Below are 19,396 nucleotides of genomic sequence, written 5' to 3' on the forward strand. Positions count from 1 at the left end.
GGTACAATGGCGTTTTCCCTTCGCGGGTGAGGCGCGATGGACGGTCCGTTCGCGGTCGGGTTCCTCGGGGCCGGGCAGATGGCCACCGCCCTCGCCGGCGGGTGGACCGCGGCCGGCCTGCTCGACCTGCCGCGCTGCCGCGCCGCCGACCCCTCCCCCGAAGCCCGAGCCGCGTTCTCGAAGGCCACTGGCGTCGAAGCCGTGGGGCAGAACGCCCACGTCACGGCCTGCGACATCCTGGTTCTCGCGGTGAAGCCGCAGTACGTCGCCGACGTGCTCGCCGAGATTCGGCCCGCGTTGCAGCCGCGGCACCTCGTGATCTCCATCGCCGCCGGTGTGACGCTGGCACAGCTGACGGCCGGCCTGGGTGACGCCGTGCGGATCGTACGGGTGATGCCGAACACCCCGTGCCTAGTCGGCGCCAGCGCCAGCGGCTACGCCACCCGCGGCGACGGCCCGGACGCGGCGGTGGTCGGCAAGCTGTTCGGCGCCGTGGGTCAGGCGGTGCGGGTCAGCGAGAGCCAGCTCGACGCCGTGACGGGGTTGAGCGGCAGCGGCCCGGCCTACGTGTACGTGATGATCGAGGCGCTGGCCGACGGCGGCGTGAAGGCCGGCCTGCCGCGCGACGTGGCGCAGAAGCTGGCGGCGCAGACGGTGCTCGGCGCCGCGAAGATGGTGCTGGACACCGGCCGCCACCCCGGCGCGCTCAAGGACGCGGTGGCGAGCCCCGGCGGCACGACGATCGCCGGCCTCCACGCGCTGGAGCGTGCCGGCGTGCGGGCGGCGCTGATGGACGCCGTCGAGGCCGCGACCCGGCGCGCGTCCGAACTCGGCAAGAAGGAATAGTTGTGTTCGGCTCGGGGCTTCACCGCTTGCGGCTTAGCGCTGGGGAGCGCTAGGCCGCGAGCGGTGAAGCCCCGAGCCCCTGCCCCCCGGAACCAATGCCGTCCGACCCCACCGACGAACTCGTCCTGGTCCTCGACTTCGGCTCCCAGTTCGGGCAGCTCATTGCCCGGCGCGTCCGCGAGCTGAACGTCTTCTGCCAGGTCGTCCGCCACGACATCACCGCCGCCCGCGTCCGCGAGCTGAACCCCAAGGGGATCATCCTCAGCGGCGGCCCCGCCAGCGTGTACGAGCCCGGGGCGCCGCAGATCGACCCCGCCATCTTCGACCTCGGCATCCCCGTGCTCGGCATCTGCTACGGGATGCAGCTCGCCTGCCGCGCCCTCGGGGCCACCGTCGGCGGGGCGGAGTCGCGTGAGTACGGCCGCGCCACCCTCACCGTGTCGGACGCCGACACGCTGTTCCGTGGCTTCCCCGTCGAGTCCACCGTGTGGATGAGCCACGGCGATCAGGTGCAGAACCTGGCGAGCGCCGACTTCGTGCCGCTCGCAACCACCGACACCTGCCCCTACGCCGCCGTGCGGCACCGCACGCGGCCGGTCTACGGCATCCAGTTCCACCCCGAAGTCAGCCACACGGTTCACGGCGGGCTGGTGCTGCGGAACTTCCTCATCGACGCCTGCGGCTGCCGCGGCCTGTGGAAGATGCAGACGTTCATCGACCGCACCGTCGAAGAAGTCCGCGCCCGGGTCGGCAACAAGCGCGTCATCTGCGGCCTGAGCGGCGGCGTCGATTCGAGCGTGTGCGCGGCGCTGTTGCTGAAGGCGATCGGCCCGCAGGTGGCGTGCATCTACGTGGACAACGGCCTGATGCGTGAGGGCGAGACGGAGGTCGTGAAGCACACGTTCCGCGACTGGTTCAAGGCGGACCTGCACGCCGTGGACGCCCGCGATCGCTTCCTGTCGGAGCTGAAGGGCGTCACCGACCCGCAGGAGAAGCGGAAGATCATCGGCCGGGTGTTCATCGACGTGTTCAAGCACGAGGCGAAGGCCATCCCCGACGCCCACTTCCTGGCGCAGGGGACGCTCTACCCCGACGTGATCGAGAGCGGCGGGTCGAAGGACGGCCCGGCGGCGACGATCAAGCTGCACCACAACGTCGGCGGGCTGCCGGCGGAACTGGGGTTCGAGCTGATCGAGCCGCTGCGCGACCTGTTCAAGGACGAGGTGCGCCGCCTCGGCACCGACCTGGGGCTGCCCGACGAGGTGGTGTGGCGGCACCCCTTCCCCGGCCCCGGGCTCGCGGTGCGGTGCCTGGGCGAGGTGACGGAGGAGAAGCTGGCGACGCTGCGGAAGGCGGACACGATCTTCCTCGACGAGTTGCACAAGAGCGGCTGGTACCGCAAGACCTCTCAGGCGTTCGCGGTGCTGCTGCCGGTGCAGTCGGTGGGCGTGATGGGCGACGGCCGCACGTACGAGAACACGGTGGCGATCCGCTGCGTGCAGACCGACGACTTCATGACCGCCGACTGGTCGCGGCTGCCGGAGGACCTGCTGGCGCGGGTGGCGACGGGGATCATCAACCGCGTGAAGGGCGTGAACCGCGTGGTCTACGACATCAGCAGCAAGCCGCCGGCGACGATCGAATGGGAATGACGCGGATCGACGTGTGCGCGTCCGACGACCACGACGCCATCGACCGGCTGCAGGCGGTGCTGGGCGAACTCGGCTGGGTGGCCGACGACAACTGGCACGACTCGCCGCTCGGCCTCGGCCTGACCCGCTTCCGGCGCGGGGGTGACGAGCTCACCGTCTTCCGCGACGCCTGGGCCGTGGACCTGGCGGGTTCCGAGGCGGCGGTCCACCAGTTGGCCGAACGTTTGAGCGGTCGCTGACCCGCTGGGACCGGGGTTGTGTCCGGCGCCGCTGCGCCGCTGGCGTGCGTTGACGCGGTTTGGAGGTTTCCGGTAGGCTGCAACGATTGCAACCGACGGCGTGAACTAACCTTCGCTGACGAGCGACCGTCCGGGCGGCCGATGACAATTAGCCGCCCGTCACGCCCGGAGACCGCGATGTTCCGGTACCGCTGCCCGCACTGCACCAAGCTCCTGTCGGCGCCGGAAGTCCGTGCGGGTAAGACGACGGTCTGCTCGAAATGCTCGCAACCCCTGACCATCCCGGGGGATAAGGCCGATTGGCTGAACGACCGCGGCGAACCGCTCCTGGCCTCACCCACGATCGTCATCCGCACCCCTCCCCCCCTCGCCGCGCCCGCCCCGCCACCGACCGCAACCAGCGCCGAAGCCGATAACGACGTGCTCGGCGCCCTCGTCGCCGGGGATCTGCTCGCGCCCGTGGACCAGCCGCACTCGGGCATCTTCGACCTGGACGTGGCCGGGCCGCCGGGCATGTCGTCGGCCCTGAACGCGCTCCTCGGGCACTCCGACCCCGAACTGGTGGCCCCAGCGTCCGTCGTACTGCCTACCCCTCCGCCGGAGGCGACGCCGCCCGAACCGCCGCCGGTCGTTGTCTCCACGGTCGCTCAGCAGCCTGAACCGACCCCCACGCCACCGCCGCCGGAACGGACGCGCTTCCCGACGCCGCCGCCGCGGGCGCTGCCGCGCCGAGCCAGCGTCATGCCCGACGTCGCCCCCGCGGCCGTCGCGACGCGGCAACGGGCGGCCGGGGTGCAACCGTTCGCCCCGCAGGTGTCCCCGTCCGGGCGGCACCCGCAACCCGACTGGGAGACGCCCTCGCAGGGCTCGCCGCGGCCGCGCCTCGTCGCCGCCACGCCGGCCCCGCCCCGCCCCGCCCCGGGCGACGCCGTCGTCGTCGGCAGCCGCACGCAGCAGGACGTGGTCGTGCTACTGTCGGCGGCCCTGGCGTCGCGGATGAAGCCGCCGCCGAAGCCGCGCCGCGACCTCAACCTGTCTACCGCCCTGTGGCTGCTCGCCACCGGCGTCGCCGTCGGGTTGCTCGCCGTGACCCTGTTCACGCCGCGCGACTTCGCCGCCGCAGCGCTCTGGGTCGGCGGCGCGGAGGTGTTCGTCGGCTACGTGTGGATTGTGTGGCTGACGGCGAAGCGCGACTGGGTGCGCGGCGTGCTGGCCGCGGTGCCACCGCTGACGCTGTACTACCTCGGGCAGTGGAAGTACGCCCGCCTCCGGCCGCTGCGGTTCGTCGCCACCGGGGCGGCCGTCGCCGCCGTGGCGTACTTTTCGGGCGCCGTCCTGCCTCACACCCGGACCCTGGCCGGCGGCGGCGCCGGCGCGGTCGACGTGCCGCCGGAGGTGGACGTGGCCGCGCGGCGGAAGGTGGACCAACTGCGGTACCACCGCGACAACCGCAACTACCCGGTGCTGGTCAAGCTGCTCCGCGAACTGGCAACGACCGACGCCGTGTACTCGGCCGAGGCGAAGGACCGCGACGAACTCCGCGCCGAGACGAAGGCGCTGTGCGACCACCCGGACGCCGAGGTGCGGGTGGAGGCGCTGCCGGCGTTCGCCCGTTGGGGGTCGTCCGACGAGGCCCGCGACCGCTGCCTGGCCGCCGTCCGCTCGGACAACCCGGACGCCCGCATGATGGCGCTGCAGCTGCTGCCGAAGTGGCCGACCGACCGCGTCGCGGCGGCGGTGGTGACGCGGATGCAGCAGCGGCCGTGCCTCGAAGCGACGGCCGCCCGCAAGGCGCTGACGACGATCGGCGGCGGCGTCGCCGAGCGGGCCGCGGTGCCGCTCCTGGGCGAGCAGTACGAGCAGAACGTCCGCATCGCCGCGACCGACGTGCTCGCCGACGAGCGGGTGGCGAGCGCGTCGGCGCTGCAGGCGCTCCGCGACGCCTCGCGGAACAGCGGCGACTCGGCCGTGCGGGCGGCGGCGATGTCGGCCGTCGGGCGGGCCGAAGCCATCCTGCACAAGAAGTAGCGGGCGCGGCCCGGCGGGGTCGGCGACCCGCCGCCCCGCGGCGCGAGGCCGGCGCGCGGTACTGTTCCGCCCGCGGGCCGGCCGGCGGTTTCGAGTCAGGTCTCCGGCTCGCCGCGGTGCGGCGTCTTTCCCGCGGCAAAAAGCAGCTGGCGTGCGAGGCCGTGCATCAGCTTCACGTCCTGCGGCGTCGGGTTGGCCCGGCCGAGAAACTGCCGCACGGCGTGCATCAGGGAGTCGGCCCTGCCGCCGAACAGGAAGCCGACCGCGGTGAACGCCTCCCGCAGATGCTCGAACATCCGCTCCTGTTCGGCGTGACTCGCCACCTTCGGCGCGTGCGTGTCGGCCGGGTTCGCCACCGTGGCCGCGGCCGAGTACGCCTTCCGCAGTTCGTAGCAGCAGACGGCCACCGCCTGTGCCAGGTTCAGCGACGGGAACTCGGGGGCCACGGGGATGTGGACGAGCCCGTTGCAGCGGCCGATCTCGTCGTTCGACAGCCCGTGCGGCTCAGGCCCGAAAACGAGCCCGACCGGCCCGGCCGCGGCGGCGCCGAGGAGTTTCGGCATCATCTCGGCGGCGGGGCCGATCATGCCACGGCGTGCGACGCCGGCCGTGAGCGACGACGTGGCGAGCGTGAGCGAACAGTCGGCGAGGGCGTCGCCGAGATCGGGCACGATGCGGGCGGCGTCGAGGACGGGGAGGCCGTGGGTGGCGAGGCGGCGCGCCTCCAGGTCGGTGGGGCGCGCGAACGGGGCGACGAGGACGAGGTCGGCGAGGCCGAAGTTCCGCATCACCCGGGCGGCCGAGCCGAGGTTCCCGGCGTAGTGCGGCCGCACCAGCACGACGCGGACGTTGGCGAGGCTCATCCCGCCACCGGCGGGTAGACGCCGGACCCGGCGATGAGGCCGGCGAGGAACTGCACCGCGTCGTGCCGGGCCTTCGCGGCGTCGGCCAGCGCGGCGTAGTCGTTGAGCCGCCGCGCTAGCTCCGACGCGCTGGGGCAGATCAGGCCGCGCTCCTCCTCGTTCGCCAGGAACTCGCGCGCCGCCGCCAGCGCCTCCGGCAGCCGGTTCAGCTTCACCAGCAGGTTCACGTACACCTGCGCCGCGTAGCTGGCGCCCACGTCGCTCTCGCGCTTCGCCTTCTCGCGGAACCGCGCCAGGTTTGCCTCCACGTCCACGCCGGCCACGGTGTCGAGGTACGCGCGGTAGTCGGCGTAGCCGTCCTCGAACGGGGCGTCGCCGCCGCCGCCGCGGAGGTTCGGCGACAGCCGCTCACCATACACGCACAGCTCGCGGGCCAGGGCGTTCTCCTCGCCCGGCGGCAGGTACAGCGCCATCTGGCACACGCTCGACAGGTGCGACGTGTCGATGTGGTAGGCGTCGTCGCCGAACAGCTCGGGGTGCCCCTCGACCATCTCGCGGACGCTCGCACCGTCGCGGGCCGGGGCGCCGCGGCCGCTCAGGTCGGCGCGGAGGCGGTCGGCGAGCTGCGCGTGCAGGGCGCGGGTGAGCCGGCCGACGCAGTAGTCGCGCAGGTCCGGGTTCTGGTTCAGCTCCGAGCCGCTGACAGTGGTGATCGCCGAACAGACGCCGTGCCGGTCGAGGATCAGGTCGAACCCCTTCTTCGGGTACAGGCCCTGCTGCCAGGCGATTTCGATGATCGGGTAGATGTCCGCCTCGGGGCCGGGCTCGAAGTTCTCGATGGCCAGCTTCACCGGCTCGGGCTCGTTGATGAGCCGGTAGAACTGCCAGGCCTTGGTGAGGTCGCCGCGGTCGAGGGCGAGCCGGCCCACCTCGCGGGCGGCGGCGCGGATGGCCTCCTCGTAGGGCTCGTGGGTGTGCGCCGGCAGGTCGGTGGCGGGGCCGGTCGGGAACGGCGACACGCCGAGCTCGACGCGCTTCTTCAGGAGCAGCGCGTAGAAGAGGCCGTTGAGGTCGCCGGCGGCGCGGAGTTCGGCGATCAGCGAGTCGGCGGCGGCGGCGGGGCCGGCGGCGGCGAGGGCGGCGCGGAGGCGGTCGAAGGCGGCGGGGTCGATCGGCGGCGGGGCGTCGTCGGCGTCCATGAGCGGCTCCGGGGGGTGGGGGTATCCTATCGCCCCGGCCCCCGAACCGCCGCCCGCGCGCTCAGCGCCTGACTCGTCGCCACCACCGGGTCGTTCTCGCGGACCAGCTCGACCTCGTTCACCCAGCTGCCGTCCGCCCGCTGCTTCCGCGCCAGCGCCGCCGCCAACCCCGCCGGCTCGCCCAGGTTCGCGGCCCGGTACGCCCGCGCCACCGACGCCGCGTAGTAGAAGTACACCGCGTTCCGGTTCGGCTCCAGCGCCGCCGGGTACGGCCCCGGGTGGCGCTCCGCCTGGAAGTTCGTCCGCAGCCAATCGGCGGCGCGCGTCGTGCGGCGGTCGACATCCGTGGCGTGCGCCCCGCGGCGGCACAGCAGGAGCGCCCGGAGCCCGTCGGCCGTGGCGCTGCCGTAGGACACGCCCACGCCGTCGATCAACCCCGCCTTGTTGCGCACCGGGTCGGCGTGGACGAAGTGGAAGCCACCGTCCGCGTTTTGGCAGCGCCGCAGGAACGCGAACGCCGCAGCGGCGCGGGCGTCGGTGAGCGCGCCGGCTGAGGTCAATGCCTCGAGCGCGAACAGCGTCGCGGACAGGTTCGACTCGGTGAACAGCGGCGCGAAGCCCGTCGCACCGGGCTTCTTTGGTACGACACGGCAGTAACCCCACCCGCCGTAGTGCGGGTCGTCCGCGGTCCAACCCAGCTCGTGGGTCAGCTGCCGGGCGAGGAGGTACTTCGTCCACGCCGCCTTCGCGGCGGCGCGGGTTACGCCGTCGGCGTGGCACAGCGCTTTCAGTGCCAGCGCCGCGGTGTAGACGGGATAGTCGAAGCCGCCGTCCGGCTCGCGGACCTCGCCGTCCTTCACAAACGTGTCGAGGAAGGCGAGCGCCTTTTCGCGGGCGGCGGGTGCGGCGTCGGCGTCCTGGAGTGCGCCAAGCACGAGCGGCGTGAGGGCGGTGCCGTCCTTGAACGCGGCGTACACGTCGGACCGCCACGCCCCGTCGGGCGACTGGCGCTTCACCAGGTAGGCGACGGCCGCGGCGGTGTCGGCGCGCGGGGCGGGCGGCTGTGCGACGACGAGCGCGAGCAGCGCGACGGACGGGGACATGGGAATACCCCAGGAAAAGCAGATTTTCACGCAGAGGCGCGGAGCCGCAGAGAAGACAGAGTCCTGTTCTTCTCTGCGGCTCTGCGGCTCTGTGTGAGCAATGGTTTACTCCTTCGCGTCGCGCTTCTCGGCCTGCGCCCGCAGCACGTCCACCGGGAACGGCGTCCGGTCGGCCGTCATCACGAGCAGCGCCGCCGACGTGCAGAACGTCCGCCCGGTGATGCAGTGGTGGCCGCTCCAGCTGCCGCTGCCGTCCTGGGCCTTCTCCAGGCCGGTGCGCATCTTGGTGTCCCAGTCGGTCCAGTCCTTGCCGCCCTTGAGCACGAGCGACTCGCTGATGTGCATGAAGCTCAGGAACTCCTCGCCGCCGTTGGAGCCGAACCCGGCCACGAACTTCTCGTCTCGCACGGTCGCGGCCAGTTGCCCCTGGACCTTGTCGTTGGCCCGCTCGGCCTCGCCGAGTCGCTTTACCGTCTCGCGGGCCTCTTCCTTCTGCTTGTCGGTCGCCTTCAGGTCTTTCAGCACTTCCTTCGCCTTCGCGCCGTCGACGCGGAGGCCGTTCACCGCGTCCTGCGTGTTGCCGGCGCCGCGGCCGAAGCTGTACAGCTTCACCCCCGCGTCGCCCCCGCCGACCCCGCCGGCGCCGGCGAACCCGGCGCTACGGCCGGAGAACGCCCCCTCGGCCGACGCGCCGGGAGGCGCCGCGTAGGCCCCCGGGTCGCCCGCCTTGGCCTTCCCGGCCGGGAGCGCCGCGACCGCCGCCGGGGCGGGGCCGGACGCCAACGCCTTCCCCTCGGCCGCCGTCTTGGCGTCGGCCAGCGCCCGCTCCAGCACCCGGCGATCCACCTCGACGCCGTTCTGCCGCGCCCGCGCCACGCTCTTGTTGCACAGCCCCATCGACAGCGTGGGTGCCCACCCGCCCTGGTTGGCGAACCCGCCGTCGGCCCCCTGGTGGCGCACGATCTTGTTCATCGTCTTGGTCAGCGCCGCGACCAACCGCTCCTCGTCCGGGCCGGCGCTGCCGCGCATCTCGGCCAGTACCAGGTTCACCAGGAAGGTGTCCACGTACGGCCCGATCTTCCCCTGCAGTTGCGTGCCGCGGACGTCGGTGATGTACAGCGAGTCGCCCTCGGCCCGCTCGACGCGGCCGAGCACGAACCGCAGCCCCTTGGCCACGGCGTCCTTGTAATCGCCGGTGGTGGCGGTGTGGCCGGCGCGGAACAGGGCCAGCAGCGCGAAGCACGTGTTCCCCACGTCCGACGGGTCTTCGACCGTCTTCCCCTCGACGCGGCCGCCGTTCGGCCCCTGGTTCCGCCAGCCGCCGCCCTGGTTCCAGCCGCCGTCCTCCTGCTGCGACTTCACGAGCCAGGTGAGCCCCTTCTTGACGGAGTCCGACAGCGGCCGCGGGGTCACGGCCGTCTTCATCTCGACCTTCACGTTCGTGACCTTGACCGGCGACAGCTTCTCGGCCGCCTTCTCACTCGGCGGCGGGGCGGTGGGAACGGCGGCCGGCGGCTGGCCGGTCGCGGGGACGAGGTTGAGCGCGAACGTGGCCGCGAGCCCGACGGCGGCGGCGGCCCGGAGCGGGCGGATCAGGCGGGACATGCGGAGTCCTCCGACGGGAGGGGAACGGGGCGCACTTCCGACGCCCCGCCGGCAGTCTAACGGGTCCGCGGTCCGGGGTGGGTAACGGGTTGGTAACGGGGGGCGGCCGCCGGGGCCGAAAACTCCTCTTCTCGCGCCGCCGGGGAGTCGCTATCAGCCGCCCCATCTTCACCCTCGCCGAACGGCCGGAGGACGGATGCGCACGTGGCGGAAGCTAATGGCGACGGCAGCGCTCGGGGCGGCGGTCGGCGGCGCGGCCGCCCAGCCGCCGGCGCCCGCAACCGGCGCGAAGGCCGCGGACCCGCTCCGCGCCGCCGACCCGCTGGGGGCGATGGTCGCGGAGGCGAAGTCGGCACACGCGGCGCTGCGCGACTACGCCTGCACGTTCACCCGCCAGGAGCGCGTGAACGGCAACCTCGGCGCGGAGCAGGTGGCCGAGCTGAAGTACCGGGCCAGCCCGTACAGCGTGTCGGTCCGGTTCGCCCGGCCGGCGGAGGTGGCCGGCGCGTCGGCGACGTTCGCCACCGGCAAGCGGCTGGAACAGGTGAAGGTGCGGCCGGCCGGCGCAAAGGGGAGCGACCGGTTCCTGCTCGTCGGCCAGGACGACCCGAAGGCGAAGCTGGACGGGCTCCACCCGGTGACCGGCTACGGCGTCGGCGCCGTGATCGACCGCGTGGCGAAGGTGGCGGCGACCGAGAAGGCGATGAACAACGCCCTGGAGGTGCACTCGGGCGAGTTCCAGTTCGCCGGCAAGACGGTGACGCGGTACGAGATTCTGGCCCGCCGCCCGCACGCCAACCGGTACGCCTACCGGATGCTGGTGTACGTGGACCCGCAGACGAAGCTGCCAATGCGGTGGGAGGCCTACGACGCCCCGCGGCCCGGTACCACCGTCGGCGAGCTGGTCGAGGCGCACAGCTACACCGCCCTGCGGCCGAACGTGGGCCTCGGGGATAACGCGTTCGAGTAAGCCGAATTGCCGCTTGCGGCGTAGCTTCACAACGCTACGCCGCAAGCGGCGAAACCCTCACTTCTTCGCCGCCGGCAGCAGCGCCTTCATCCGCCGTACCGTTTCGGCGCTCGCCGGGTCCGCGGCCAGGTTCCGCAGCTCGCCCGGGTCCGCCTCGTAGTCGAACAGCTGCTCGCCGCGCTTGCCGTCGTCCCACGTCGTGTACCGGTAGCGCTCCGTCCGCACGCTCCGGCCCATGAAGAACGGGTTCTTCCCCGTCACCTCGCCCGTCGTCGTGGGGGTGCCGCGGCTCACCTGCGTGACCGCCGGCCGCTCCCACGCCGCGGCCGGGTTCTCCAGCAGCGGGCGCAAACTCGCGCCGTCGGTGCGCGGGGCGGTCAGGCCGCACGCGTCGGCCAGCGTCGCGTGCAGGTCTGTCAGTTCCACGGTGCGACGGCACACGCCACCGTTACCCTTGGCCCGCGGGTCGTGGACCACCAGCGGCACCCGGGCGCTGTTCTCGAACAGGCTCATCTTCTGCCACAGCCCGTGCTCGCCGAGGTGGTAGCCGTGGTCGCTCAGGAACACCACGATGGTGCGGTTCGCCAGCCCGAGCCGGTCCAGTGCCGAAAGTACCCGGCCGACCTGCGCGTCCATGAACGCCACCGACGCCAGGTACGCCTGGATCGCCTCGCGGCGCTGGGCGTCGGTCATCGCCTCCTGCTCGGGCTTGGCGCTGCCGAACGCCGGCCCCGGCCCCGCGGCGCGGTGTCCGGCGGGCACGCTCGCGAGCGTGATGTCGGCCGCGGGGTACTGGTCGAAGTAGGCCCGCGGGGCGACGTAGGGCGTGTGCGGGCGGAAGAACCCGCACGCCAGGAAGAACGGTCGGTCCTTGTTCGCTTCCAGCAGCTTCGTGATTTCGGTCGCGGTCATGCCGTCGGTGTGCGTCTCGTCGCCGCCGGCCGATGCCAGCCAGCTGAGGGTGCCGCCGAACCGGGCCGAGCCCTTACCCTTCGGGTTCAGAGTGAAGATGCGGTTCGCGTCCTCGTCGTCCTTGTCGAAGCCGCGGGGGTTGATGACGCGCTCCCAGCTCGGCGGGTCGTCGAGCCCGTCGGTGCCGATCTGCCCGGGGACGCCGTAGTGGTACAGCTTGCCGACGCGGGCCACGTAGTACCCGGCCCGGCGGAACGTCTGCGGAAGCGTCTGCACGTCGGGCACGTTGCGGCGGAACTGCGTGGCGTTCTCGTAGACGCGCAGCGTGTCGGGCCGCAGCCCGGTGAGGAGGCTGGCGCGGCTCGGGTTGCACAGCGGGAACTGGCAGTACGCCCGGTCGAACCGCACGCCCTTCGCCGCGAGCTTGTCGATGTTCGGGGTTTTGGCGCGGCCCTGGTAGCAGCCGAGGGCGGTGTTGGTGAGGTCGTCGGAGACGACGAACAGGACGTTCATCTTGTCCTGCGCCGCGGCCGGGCCGGTGGCGAGGAAGAGGGCCGCGAGCGCGAGCAGACGGGTCATGGCGGCACCGGGAGAGGAGGGATGGGGTCGGGTCTTCGCCGCTTGCGGCTTGGCGCTGGGCAACGCCAAGCCGCAAGCGGCGAAGACCCGAGCCGGACGAAGATCACTTCCCTTCGACGACCCACACGTTGCGGTACACCACCGGGTCGCCGTGGTTCTGGAACTGGAACACGCCCGGCGACGGCCGCTCCGGCTGGCCGCCCGGGCACTCCTTCGGGAACGCCACGTCGTCGTGGATCACCACCCCGTTGTGCCGGATCGTGGCCTTCGCGTTGGCCGTCTTCTTGCCGTCCTCGCCGAACGCCGCGGGGGTGAAGTCGATGTCGTAGGTCTGCCACACGAGCGGCGGCAGGCACATGTTCACCCGCGGCTTGTGCTGCGTGTAGATGCCGCCGCACTCGTTGTTCTCGCCGCTGAGGCCGAAGCTGTCGAGCACCTGCAGCTCGTAGCGGTTCTGGAGGTACACCCCGCTGTTGCCGCGGCCCTGGCCGGTGCTGTTGGGCATCCACGGCAGGCGGAACTCGATGTGCGCCTTGAACGCGCCGAAGGCGTCCTTGCTCGTCACGCCCATGTCGAGGAACTCGCCGTCGGAGAGTTTTACCAGCTTGCCGCCGTTCCAGTTCTTCTCGTCGCCGGGGGCACCGAACAGCACCTTCGCCCCGGCCGGCGCCTTCGCCCCGAGCGTCGTCGACTTCCGCTCCACCTTCTTGAGCGCGAACGTGTTGCCTCCCGCGGTCACCTTGAACTCGCCGCCCCCGATCTCGACGGTGGAGGTCTCGGCCGCGTGCTTCAGGGTGGCGGTCACCTTGCTGTCCTTGGTGGCGGCGGTGCCGGCGAGCACCTCTTTCATGTCGGCGCCGTCGCCGGGTAGGCCGCCGTGGTACGCCTTGATGGTAAACTCGCCGAGCCCCTTGGCGATGACCTGCGCGCCGACCTTCCTGCCGCCGGGCAACTCGCCGACGTACTCGCCCTGGACGGCGAAGTCCGGGTCGGCCGCGGCCTTCGTCGGCTCGGCGATGGCGATGCGCTCGCGCTTCTTGGGCGCGTCCTTCTTTTCTTGTGCGGGGGCTGCGGCGGACGCGGCGACGACGCCGAGCCCGAGCAGGGCGGGGAGGAGGCGGCGGAGCATGGCGGGAACCTCGGGGAGGGAGTCAGACAGGTCGTATTGTCCCGAATGGGTCGCGGCTGGCAACCGAGCTAGTCCGGTCGACAGGTCGGGGCTTAGCATCCCCTCATCCCACAGGGGCGAGCGATGGCGAAGCGAAAACCGACGAAGCCCACAGCGGCGCCGGACACCGCACCGGTGAAGCTGCTGTCCGGCGGGAACCCGCAGATCGCCAAGGCCGACGGCGACGCCCCGGTGCAGGCCTACATCGCGGCGATGCCCGATTGGAAGAGCGCGGTCGGCAAGCGCCTCGACGCCTTGATCGAGACGGCGGTGCCCGGCGTGTTCAAGGCCGTGAAGTGGAACACGCCGTTCTACGGCGTCGACGGCCGCAGCTGGTTCCTCGGCTTCCACTGCTTCACGAAGTACGTGAAGGTCGCGTTCCTGTTCGGTGCCAAGTTGCGGCCGCTGCCGCCCGTCGCCAGCAAGGACCCGAACGCCCGCTACCTGCACGTCCACGAGGACGGCGACCTCGACGAGGAGCAGTTCGCCGCGTGGGTGAAGCAGGCCGCCGCGCTGCCGGGGTGGGTGCCGTAGGGGCTCGTGTTCGTTCGTTGGCGGTGTCTCAAGCCGTTAGGCCGGGGCGCGAGCCCCGTCGGGATAGAGAACCCCGGCGGGGCTCGCGCCCCGGCCTAACGCGGCCCAGGTGCCCTACGAGCGGAAGATCGAGCCCGTCAGCGCGCCGGTGCTGTCCGCGAACGACTCGGCGTTGATGCCCATCGCGCGGAGGATGCTGAGGTACGCGTTCGACATCCTCGCGTCGGTCCCGCGCCAGTAGGTGCCGTGCCGCAGGCCCATCGCGGTACCGCCGGCGACCAGCGTCGGCAGGTTGCGCGGGTTGTGCGTCGTGCTCGCGCCGCTGCCGAACAGCACGATCGTGTTGTCCAGCACCGGGCCGGTCCGGTCGCGGTACTCCGTCAGCCGGCGGAGGAAGTGCGCCACCTGCTGGCTCAGGAACAGGTCGTACCGCGCGAACGCCAGCTGCCCCGGCTTGTCGCCGGCGTGCGACAGCGAGTGGTGCGTCTGCGACAGCCCGAGCTTCAGCGGGAACGTGTCGCTGATCCCCATCCCGTCCTCGCGGTTCAGCATGAACGCCACCGACCGGGTGATGTCGGCGTCGAACGCCAGCGCGATCAGGTCGAACATGTTGCGGTAGTACTCGGCCGGCTCCCCCTCGTTCGTCGCGGACAGGTTCAGGTGGCTGCTGTCCTGCTTCTTCAGCGGCACGTCGGCCCAGCGCTCGGCGGCGATGAGCCGGGCCTCGACCTCGTTCAGCGACGTGAGGTACTGGTCCATCCGCTCGCGGTCGGACTGGCCGAGCTGCCGGCCGAGGGCGCGGGCGTTCTCGGCCACCGCGTCCACCAGCTTGATGCGCCGCTGCAACTCGGTCCGTTGCGCCGCCAGCGAGGCGCCGTCGCCGCGGAACAGGCGGTCGAACACGCGGCGCGGGTTGTTCTCGGCGGGGATCGGCCGGCCTTCGACGCTGTACGAGATGGTGCCCGTCCGCGACAGGAAGCCGGTGCCGGCGTCGATCGACAGCACGAGCGACGGCTGGCGGCAGAACTGGCGCGTGTGCAGCGCCACGACCTGATCGAGGCCGACGGAGTTGTAGGTGCCCGGCTTCGGCTCGTGGAGCGGGGCGCCGGTGAGCCACATGTCGGAGCAGACGTGCGGGTCGGCCTTCGGCCCGCTCGGGTGGTGCAGCCCGCCGAGGAAGCTGAGCTTCTCGCGGAACGGCGCGAGCGGCTCGGTGGACTTGCCGAACACGAACCGGCCGTCCTTCTCGGCCCGCGGGAACCAGCTCCACTCGTCGAGGCCGTGTTCGGCGCGCGGCAGCGACATGCCGTTGGCCGTGTAGAGGGCACAGAACCGCTTCGGCGGCGTGGCCGTGACCTCGGCCCCCATCGCGTCGAGGAGCGGCAGGGCGAGCGCGGCGCCGCCGGCCCCGCGGAGGAAGGCACGGCGGTCGAGTTTCAGCGCGGGCATGGGCTACTTCTCCAAAAACGCCGGGCTCGTCACCACCAGCCGAATCATGTCCTGCATCCGGTAGCCGGTCGGCTTCAGCTTCAGCCCCTCGCGGCGGAGCCAATCCAACTCGCTATAGCTCAGGGTGCGGCCGACGGCGTAGGTCGCCAGGTGCTTCAGCACGCTGAACGCCACCTGATCCAGCCGGTCGTCGGCGAGGTAGCGGCGCAGGTCGGTGAAGCCCGTCACCACGGTCTTGTCGGGGAGCGTGCTGCGCGTGTCCGTCGCGCCCGCGCGCCACTTCCCGCCGGCGTCGTACTCCTCGAACGGCAGCCCCCACGGGTCGATCTTCGCGTGGCAGCCGGCGCACCCCGGCGCGTTGCGGTGCTTCTCCAGCCGCTCGCGCAGCGACAGCTTCTTCGTGTCGTCCTGCAGCGCCGGCACGTTCGGCGGCGGGTCGTCGGGCGGCTCGGCCACGATGCGGCGGGCCAGCCACGCCCCGCGCTTCACCGGGTTCGGCTCGCGGCCGTCGGACAGCCCCGCCAGCACCGCCGGCTGCGTCAGCACGCCGCCGAGCTCGCGCCGGCCGTGCCGCACCGGGACGAACTCGAAGCCGCTCTCGGTGCGGTCGCCCAGTCCGTAATACCCGGCCACCGTCTCGTTCGCCAGCACGTAGTCGGACGCGATCAGGTCGCGGGCCGGCAGGTTGTTGCGAAACAGGTGCTGCAGGAACTCGGCCGGCTCGCGCCGCAGCTGCACCCGCGTGTCGCGCGTCAGATGCGGGAACCGGGCCCGGTCGGGCTCCAGCACCTGGAACTTGTCCAGCGCCAGCCACTGTGCCGCGAACTCGGTCACGAACCGCCCGAACCGCGCGTCGGTCACCAGCCGCGCCACCTCGGCGTCAAGCTTGCCGCGCAGCTCGCCGGCCGCGGCGAGCTTCAGCGTCGTGTCATCCGGCGGGCCGTTCCACAGGAAGTACGACAGCTTCGACGCCAGCTCGTACCCGTCGAGCGGCTCGGCGGCGGGCGTCGCGCTCGTCTCCACCAGGAACAGGAACTGCGGCGACGTGAGCGCCACCAGCAGCGCGTCCTTCACGCTGTCGCGGAACCCCCGACCGGACGCCAGCGACTTCTCGAACACGCCCACCAGCGTCGCTTCCTCCTGCGCCGTGACCGGCCGGCGGTAGGCGCGGGTGGCGAAGTCGCGGATCAGCTTCCGCCCGTCGGCGTCGGTGAAGATCGCCCGGTGTTCGCGCGGCGGCCACGTCTCGTGCAGCGGCCCCTCGAACTCGACCGACTTCACCAGCAGCCGGGGCACGTCGCGGCCGTCGGCGTACTCGCTCCGCACGCCGATCTCGCGGACGCCGGCCAGGTAGTTGACGTTGTCCTTCTCCACGTCCGGGCTCGGGTAGTTCCGAATCGCCCCCTCGAACACGAACCGCGACAGCCCGGTGTCACTCACCGTCTGCGGCGCGCCGACCGGGGCCAGCGTGCTGCCGCAGTCGCGGCGGAAGCCCAGGTGAACGCCGACCCGCGGCGCACGCTTCTCGAACGCCGCGAACCGCTTTGCCAGGTCGCTCTCCTCCGGCAGCGGCGTGAGCGCCACCCGCTCCACCTTCGCGCCGCCGGTCAGCTTTGCGTCGACTGCCAGCAGCCCGGCCGGGAGGCGGACCACGACGAACGCCGGCTGCTTCAGCGACCCCGTGAACTCGCGGCCGCCGAGCGTCAGCGTCAGGTCGCCGGCCTTGCTGCCGGTCACGTCCACCTGATAGACGCCGGCCGCGGGGATGGTGAGACTGCCCTTCCCCTCGGCAAGCGCGATCGGTCCCTCGCCCGCCTTCGCGCCGGGGTCGAGGAGCAGGCCGTCGTCGTACTTCGCGGCGGTGACAGTGACGCGGAACCGGCCGTGGTCAGGCAGCTCGCGCAGCGCGACGCGGAAGTTCGCCCGCGGCCCGTAGGTGCTGTCGGCCCCGAACACCTCGGAGCTGGGGATCGCCGGCCGCAGTAGCAGCCCCTGCGGGACGGGGTCGTAGGCGCGGCCCTTCGGGTAGCCGCGGGTGCCGCGCAGGCACGCGAACACGGAGTGATAAATGCTGTCGTAATCGCGCCAGCCGCGGACCGTGTCGTTCCCCTGATACCCCTCGATGAAGCGGTATTTGGTCCGCATCCGGAACGGCGTGTACGCGAACCCCTTCTCCGGCGCCAGCTCCGTCACCATCCAGTCGCGGTTCTCCAGCAGCAGGCTGTCGGCGCCGAGGATGAGGTTGTCCTTGATCGGGGCGGGGTTGATGCCGCGGCCGAGGTCCACGCGGAACGTCTGGATGGTCGGCTTCGCGGCCGGGTCCACGACGCAGCGGTCGAGCGCGGCCTCGGCGACCTCGAAGTACGCCTCCAGCAGCAGCGGCGACAGCTGGAGCGTGTCCTTGTTATTGACGAACCCGTCCTTCGAGACGGCGTCCGGCGGCAGCCGGTCGGCGAGTTCGTCGTCGAGGCGGAGGAGTTCGCGGAGGGTATTGCGGTACTGCGCGACGGTGAGCCGGCGGGTAAGGCCGTTCTTCGGCCCCGGCCGGGCGCGGGCGGCGGCGAGCGCCTTGCCGATCCACTCGGCGGCCCGCTTCCGCTCGTCGGCGCCCGGCTGTGTGGCCCCTTCCGGCGGCATACTGCCGTCGGCGAGTTGCTTCTGGACGTGTTCCCACAACTTGAACTGAGGTTCACCGAGGGCCGCGGAGAGGGTATCGACGCGGACGCCGGACTCCGCCTTGCCGTCCTTGTGGCAGCGGACGCAGTAGCGGGTGAGGAGCGGCCGCACGTCGCGGTCGAAGGTAGGGTCGGCGGGCGGGGCGTCGTCGGCGCTGCCGGTGGGGGCGACGGTGCAAGCCAGCGCGAGGAGCGGCGCGATCACCCAGCAGCGGCGGAGGACGGGGAGCGTGGTCGGCGACGACACGAAGCGTTCCAGTGCGGGGCGGGCCACTGGCCCGACGGGTGATAAGAGCTTATCACGGCCGGGCGGGTTGTCACCAGCGGGTCTTTCCGCGGATCAGGTGCCCGGGCGGCGTTGGGAGGCGGCAGTGGAACGGAGACAGAGTTTGCTCGGGATTTCGCTTGACCGTTGTGAGCATGGCTGTGAGGCTACGCGGAGGGTCGATGGAGTACAATGCTCGTGTTGTTCGTGCCTGATACGGCTGGGCAAAGAGCCTCACGACCAGCGTCTCTACCCCGCGATCAGGATGTGAAATGAACACCTCTATCCGAGCGGCACTTGCTTTCACCCTCGGTCTCGTCCTTACCGCTACCGCCTTCTCACAACCGAATGAGCTCTTGGTCCTCAAAGGGGCCGACACGATTCGGTCTGTAACGTTCAGCCCTGATGCGACGATCCTCGCGTCGGGGGCTAACGATGGCACTGTCATTTTGTGGGATGTGAAGAGCGGCAAGGAACTGGCGGCAATGAAATTCGACAAGCGGTTCCCCAATCTCGCCTTCAGTCCGGATGCCAAAGCCCTCGCTGTGGCACACGAAGGTAGCAAGGAAGTCATCCTCTTGGACGTGCAGACGCGAAAAGAGCGGTTCCGTCTGAAAGCGGAGACTGTGTGGCATATCGCATTCCGCCCGAAGACCAACACGCTGGCGGTTGGTGGCTTATACGGAAGCTGCAAATTATGGGATGTTGAAACCGGCAAAGAGCAAGCCTCACTCGCACTGGGGGGTGCGACACTCAGCCTTCGTGCGATGAAGTTCAGTCCCGATGGTAAACTCCTGGCCTGCGGTCACAAGAATGGTGGCGTCAGTGTCTGGGATGTCGATGCCCAGAAGAAAGTTGCCAGCGGGGGGGCAAATCACGGCTTCGGTAGCCACGCGGTTTCAAGCGTCGCATTTACTCCCGACGCGGCGAAGCTCATGTTTTTTTCTGGTACAGGAGGGTATGGTGGGCCGGGGGATGTTCGGCCTCAATCAATATCCCACTGGGAGTTTACGAAGGGGAAACAACCCGCTAACTACCGCTCTGCCGAAAGCTACGTGTCGGGCATCTCATTCAGTCCGGACGGGCGTTGGCTGGCAATCGTGGATGGCGGCACTCTCAAGTTGAGCCAGTGGCCCGGCGTGCAGCAAATCACTGCCTTCAAGGGGATTCGTCCGTACGCATTCAGCCCTGACAGTAAGCTCCTTGCGACCGTGGGCGCGGTGGGCGAGGGAGACAAGAGCAAGACGATTACTCTGTGGGAACTGAAGTGAGTTAGCCCGTAGGGCGACGGCGTGTAGCCCCGGGTGGA

Annotated in this window: 15 protein-coding genes; 7 read left to right on the forward strand and 8 right to left on the reverse strand. The window is 71.1% G+C overall.

Annotated features, from left to right (window positions below; translation table 11 throughout):
* Positions 1 to 36: 36 nt before the first annotated feature.
* The 4 genes from proC to ETAA1_RS23615 all read left to right on the forward strand — a co-directional run bounded on the left by proC (position 37) and on the right by ETAA1_RS23615 (position 4,765).
* Positions 37 to 846, forward strand: a complete 810-nt coding sequence (gene proC / locus ETAA1_RS23600; protein ID WP_145242898.1) for a pyrroline-5-carboxylate reductase — start codon at positions 37 to 39, stop codon at positions 844 to 846.
* 95 nt (positions 847 to 941) lie between these two features.
* Positions 942 to 2,498: a glutamine-hydrolyzing GMP synthase gene (guaA, locus tag ETAA1_RS23605; RefSeq protein ID WP_145242900.1), complete on the forward strand. Its 1,557-nt coding sequence runs from the start codon at positions 942 to 944 to the stop codon at positions 2,496 to 2,498.
* Positions 2,495 to 2,737 carry a hypothetical protein gene (locus tag ETAA1_RS23610; protein WP_145242902.1) on the forward strand — a complete coding sequence of 81 codons (243 nt, stop codon included), beginning with the start codon at positions 2,495 to 2,497 and terminating at the stop codon, positions 2,735 to 2,737. Before guaA ends, ETAA1_RS23610 begins: the two co-directional genes overlap by 4 nt.
* Positions 2,738 to 2,914: 177 nt before the next feature.
* On the forward strand, positions 2,915 to 4,765 hold the full coding sequence (locus tag ETAA1_RS23615; protein ID WP_145242904.1) for a hypothetical protein: 1,851 nt from the start codon (positions 2,915 to 2,917) through the stop codon (positions 4,763 to 4,765).
* Positions 4,766 to 4,860: 95 nt separating this feature from the next.
* On the opposite strand, the gene ETAA1_RS23620 is transcribed toward ETAA1_RS23615, so the two are convergent.
* From ETAA1_RS23620 to ETAA1_RS33530, 4 genes are all read right to left on the reverse strand, one after another.
* Complete coding sequence (locus tag ETAA1_RS23620; RefSeq protein WP_145242906.1) at positions 4,861 to 5,628, reverse strand: RNA methyltransferase; 768 nt, start codon at positions 5,626 to 5,628, stop codon at positions 4,861 to 4,863.
* Entirely contained in the window at positions 5,625 to 6,827 is a 1,203-nt protein-coding gene (locus tag ETAA1_RS32330; protein ID WP_202920362.1) for a hypothetical protein, read from the reverse strand. The genes ETAA1_RS23620 and ETAA1_RS32330 overlap by 4 nt, the downstream gene beginning before the upstream one ends.
* A 26-nt stretch (positions 6,828 to 6,853) precedes the next feature.
* Positions 6,854 to 7,930: a prenyltransferase/squalene oxidase repeat-containing protein gene (locus ETAA1_RS23625; protein WP_145242909.1), complete on the reverse strand. Its 1,077-nt coding sequence runs from the start codon at positions 7,928 to 7,930 to the stop codon at positions 6,854 to 6,856.
* Between the two features lie 105 nt (positions 7,931 to 8,035).
* Positions 8,036 to 9,535: a prenyltransferase/squalene oxidase repeat-containing protein gene (locus ETAA1_RS33530; RefSeq protein ID WP_145242911.1), complete on the reverse strand. Its 1,500-nt coding sequence runs from the start codon at positions 9,533 to 9,535 to the stop codon at positions 8,036 to 8,038.
* 196 nt (positions 9,536 to 9,731) lie between these two features.
* Between ETAA1_RS33530 and ETAA1_RS23635 the strand changes: the two genes are divergently transcribed.
* Positions 9,732 to 10,505 carry a DUF1571 domain-containing protein gene (locus tag ETAA1_RS23635; RefSeq protein ID WP_145242913.1) on the forward strand — a complete coding sequence of 258 codons (774 nt, stop codon included), beginning with the start codon at positions 9,732 to 9,734 and terminating at the stop codon, positions 10,503 to 10,505.
* 57 nt (positions 10,506 to 10,562) lie between these two features.
* On the opposite strand, the gene ETAA1_RS23640 is transcribed toward ETAA1_RS23635, so the two are convergent.
* Both ETAA1_RS23640 and ETAA1_RS23645 read right to left on the reverse strand, forming a co-directional pair.
* Positions 10,563 to 11,996: a sulfatase gene (locus ETAA1_RS23640; protein WP_145242915.1), complete on the reverse strand. Its 1,434-nt coding sequence runs from the start codon at positions 11,994 to 11,996 to the stop codon at positions 10,563 to 10,565.
* A 103-nt stretch (positions 11,997 to 12,099) separates the two neighbouring features.
* Positions 12,100 to 13,125, reverse strand: a complete 1,026-nt coding sequence (locus tag ETAA1_RS23645; RefSeq protein WP_145242917.1) for a 3-keto-disaccharide hydrolase — start codon at positions 13,123 to 13,125, stop codon at positions 12,100 to 12,102.
* Positions 13,126 to 13,248: 123 nt separating this feature from the next.
* Between ETAA1_RS23645 and ETAA1_RS23650 the strand changes: the two genes are divergently transcribed.
* Positions 13,249 to 13,698: a DUF1801 domain-containing protein gene (locus ETAA1_RS23650; protein WP_145242919.1), complete on the forward strand. Its 450-nt coding sequence runs from the start codon at positions 13,249 to 13,251 to the stop codon at positions 13,696 to 13,698.
* Positions 13,699 to 13,812: 114 nt separating this feature from the next.
* On the opposite strand, the gene ETAA1_RS23655 is transcribed toward ETAA1_RS23650, so the two are convergent.
* Together ETAA1_RS23655 and ETAA1_RS23660 are read right to left on the reverse strand one after the other, a co-directional pair.
* A complete protein-coding gene (locus tag ETAA1_RS23655) occupies positions 13,813 to 15,147 on the reverse strand; it encodes a DUF1552 domain-containing protein (RefSeq protein ID WP_145242921.1) in 1,335 nt (444 codons plus the stop codon).
* A 3-nt stretch (positions 15,148 to 15,150) separates the two neighbouring features.
* Positions 15,151 to 18,069, reverse strand: coding sequence for a DUF1592 domain-containing protein (locus ETAA1_RS23660; RefSeq protein ID WP_238389292.1), 2,919 nt, complete (start codon positions 18,067 to 18,069; stop codon positions 15,151 to 15,153).
* A gap of 290 nt (positions 18,070 to 18,359) precedes the next feature.
* On the opposite strand from ETAA1_RS23660, the gene ETAA1_RS23665 reads away from it, so the two are divergent.
* Entirely contained in the window at positions 18,360 to 19,358 is a 999-nt protein-coding gene (locus tag ETAA1_RS23665) for a WD40 repeat domain-containing protein (RefSeq protein WP_145242923.1), read from the forward strand.
* The last annotated feature ends 38 nt before the right edge of the window (positions 19,359 to 19,396 follow it).

Source organism: Urbifossiella limnaea (assembly GCF_007747215.1).
GTDB classification, from domain to species: domain Bacteria; phylum Planctomycetota; class Planctomycetia; order Gemmatales; family Gemmataceae; genus Urbifossiella; species Urbifossiella limnaea.

Excerpts from the sequence above, each read along its gene's own strand:
- ETAA1_RS23635 (WP_145242913.1), top strand. The coding sequence starts at position 9,732 with ATGCGCACGTGGCGGAAGCTAATGGCGACGGCAGCGCTCGGGGCGGCG.
- ETAA1_RS23625 (WP_145242909.1), bottom strand. The coding sequence starts at position 7,930 with ATGTCCCCGTCCGTCGCGCTGCTCGCGCTCGTCGTCGCACAGCCGCCC.
- ETAA1_RS23610 (WP_145242902.1), top strand. The coding sequence starts at position 2,495 with ATGACGCGGATCGACGTGTGCGCGTCCGACGACCACGACGCCATCGAC.
- ETAA1_RS33530 (WP_145242911.1), bottom strand. The coding sequence starts at position 9,535 with ATGTCCCGCCTGATCCGCCCGCTCCGGGCCGCCGCCGCCGTCGGGCTC.
- ETAA1_RS23645 (WP_145242917.1), bottom strand. The coding sequence starts at position 13,125 with ATGCTCCGCCGCCTCCTCCCCGCCCTGCTCGGGCTCGGCGTCGTCGCC.
- ETAA1_RS23620 (WP_145242906.1), bottom strand. The coding sequence starts at position 5,628 with ATGAGCCTCGCCAACGTCCGCGTCGTGCTGGTGCGGCCGCACTACGCC.
- ETAA1_RS23655 (WP_145242921.1), bottom strand. The coding sequence starts at position 15,147 with ATGCCCGCGCTGAAACTCGACCGCCGTGCCTTCCTCCGCGGGGCCGGC.
- ETAA1_RS23640 (WP_145242915.1), bottom strand. The coding sequence starts at position 11,996 with ATGACCCGTCTGCTCGCGCTCGCGGCCCTCTTCCTCGCCACCGGCCCG.
- guaA (WP_145242900.1), top strand. The coding sequence starts at position 942 with ATGCCGTCCGACCCCACCGACGAACTCGTCCTGGTCCTCGACTTCGGC.
- ETAA1_RS23665 (WP_145242923.1), top strand. The coding sequence starts at position 18,360 with ATGAACACCTCTATCCGAGCGGCACTTGCTTTCACCCTCGGTCTCGTC.
- ETAA1_RS23650 (WP_145242919.1), top strand. The coding sequence starts at position 13,249 with ATGGCGAAGCGAAAACCGACGAAGCCCACAGCGGCGCCGGACACCGCA.
- proC (WP_145242898.1), top strand. The coding sequence starts at position 37 with ATGGACGGTCCGTTCGCGGTCGGGTTCCTCGGGGCCGGGCAGATGGCC.
- ETAA1_RS32330 (WP_202920362.1), bottom strand. The coding sequence starts at position 6,827 with ATGGACGCCGACGACGCCCCGCCGCCGATCGACCCCGCCGCCTTCGAC.
- ETAA1_RS23615 (WP_145242904.1), top strand. The coding sequence starts at position 2,915 with ATGTTCCGGTACCGCTGCCCGCACTGCACCAAGCTCCTGTCGGCGCCG.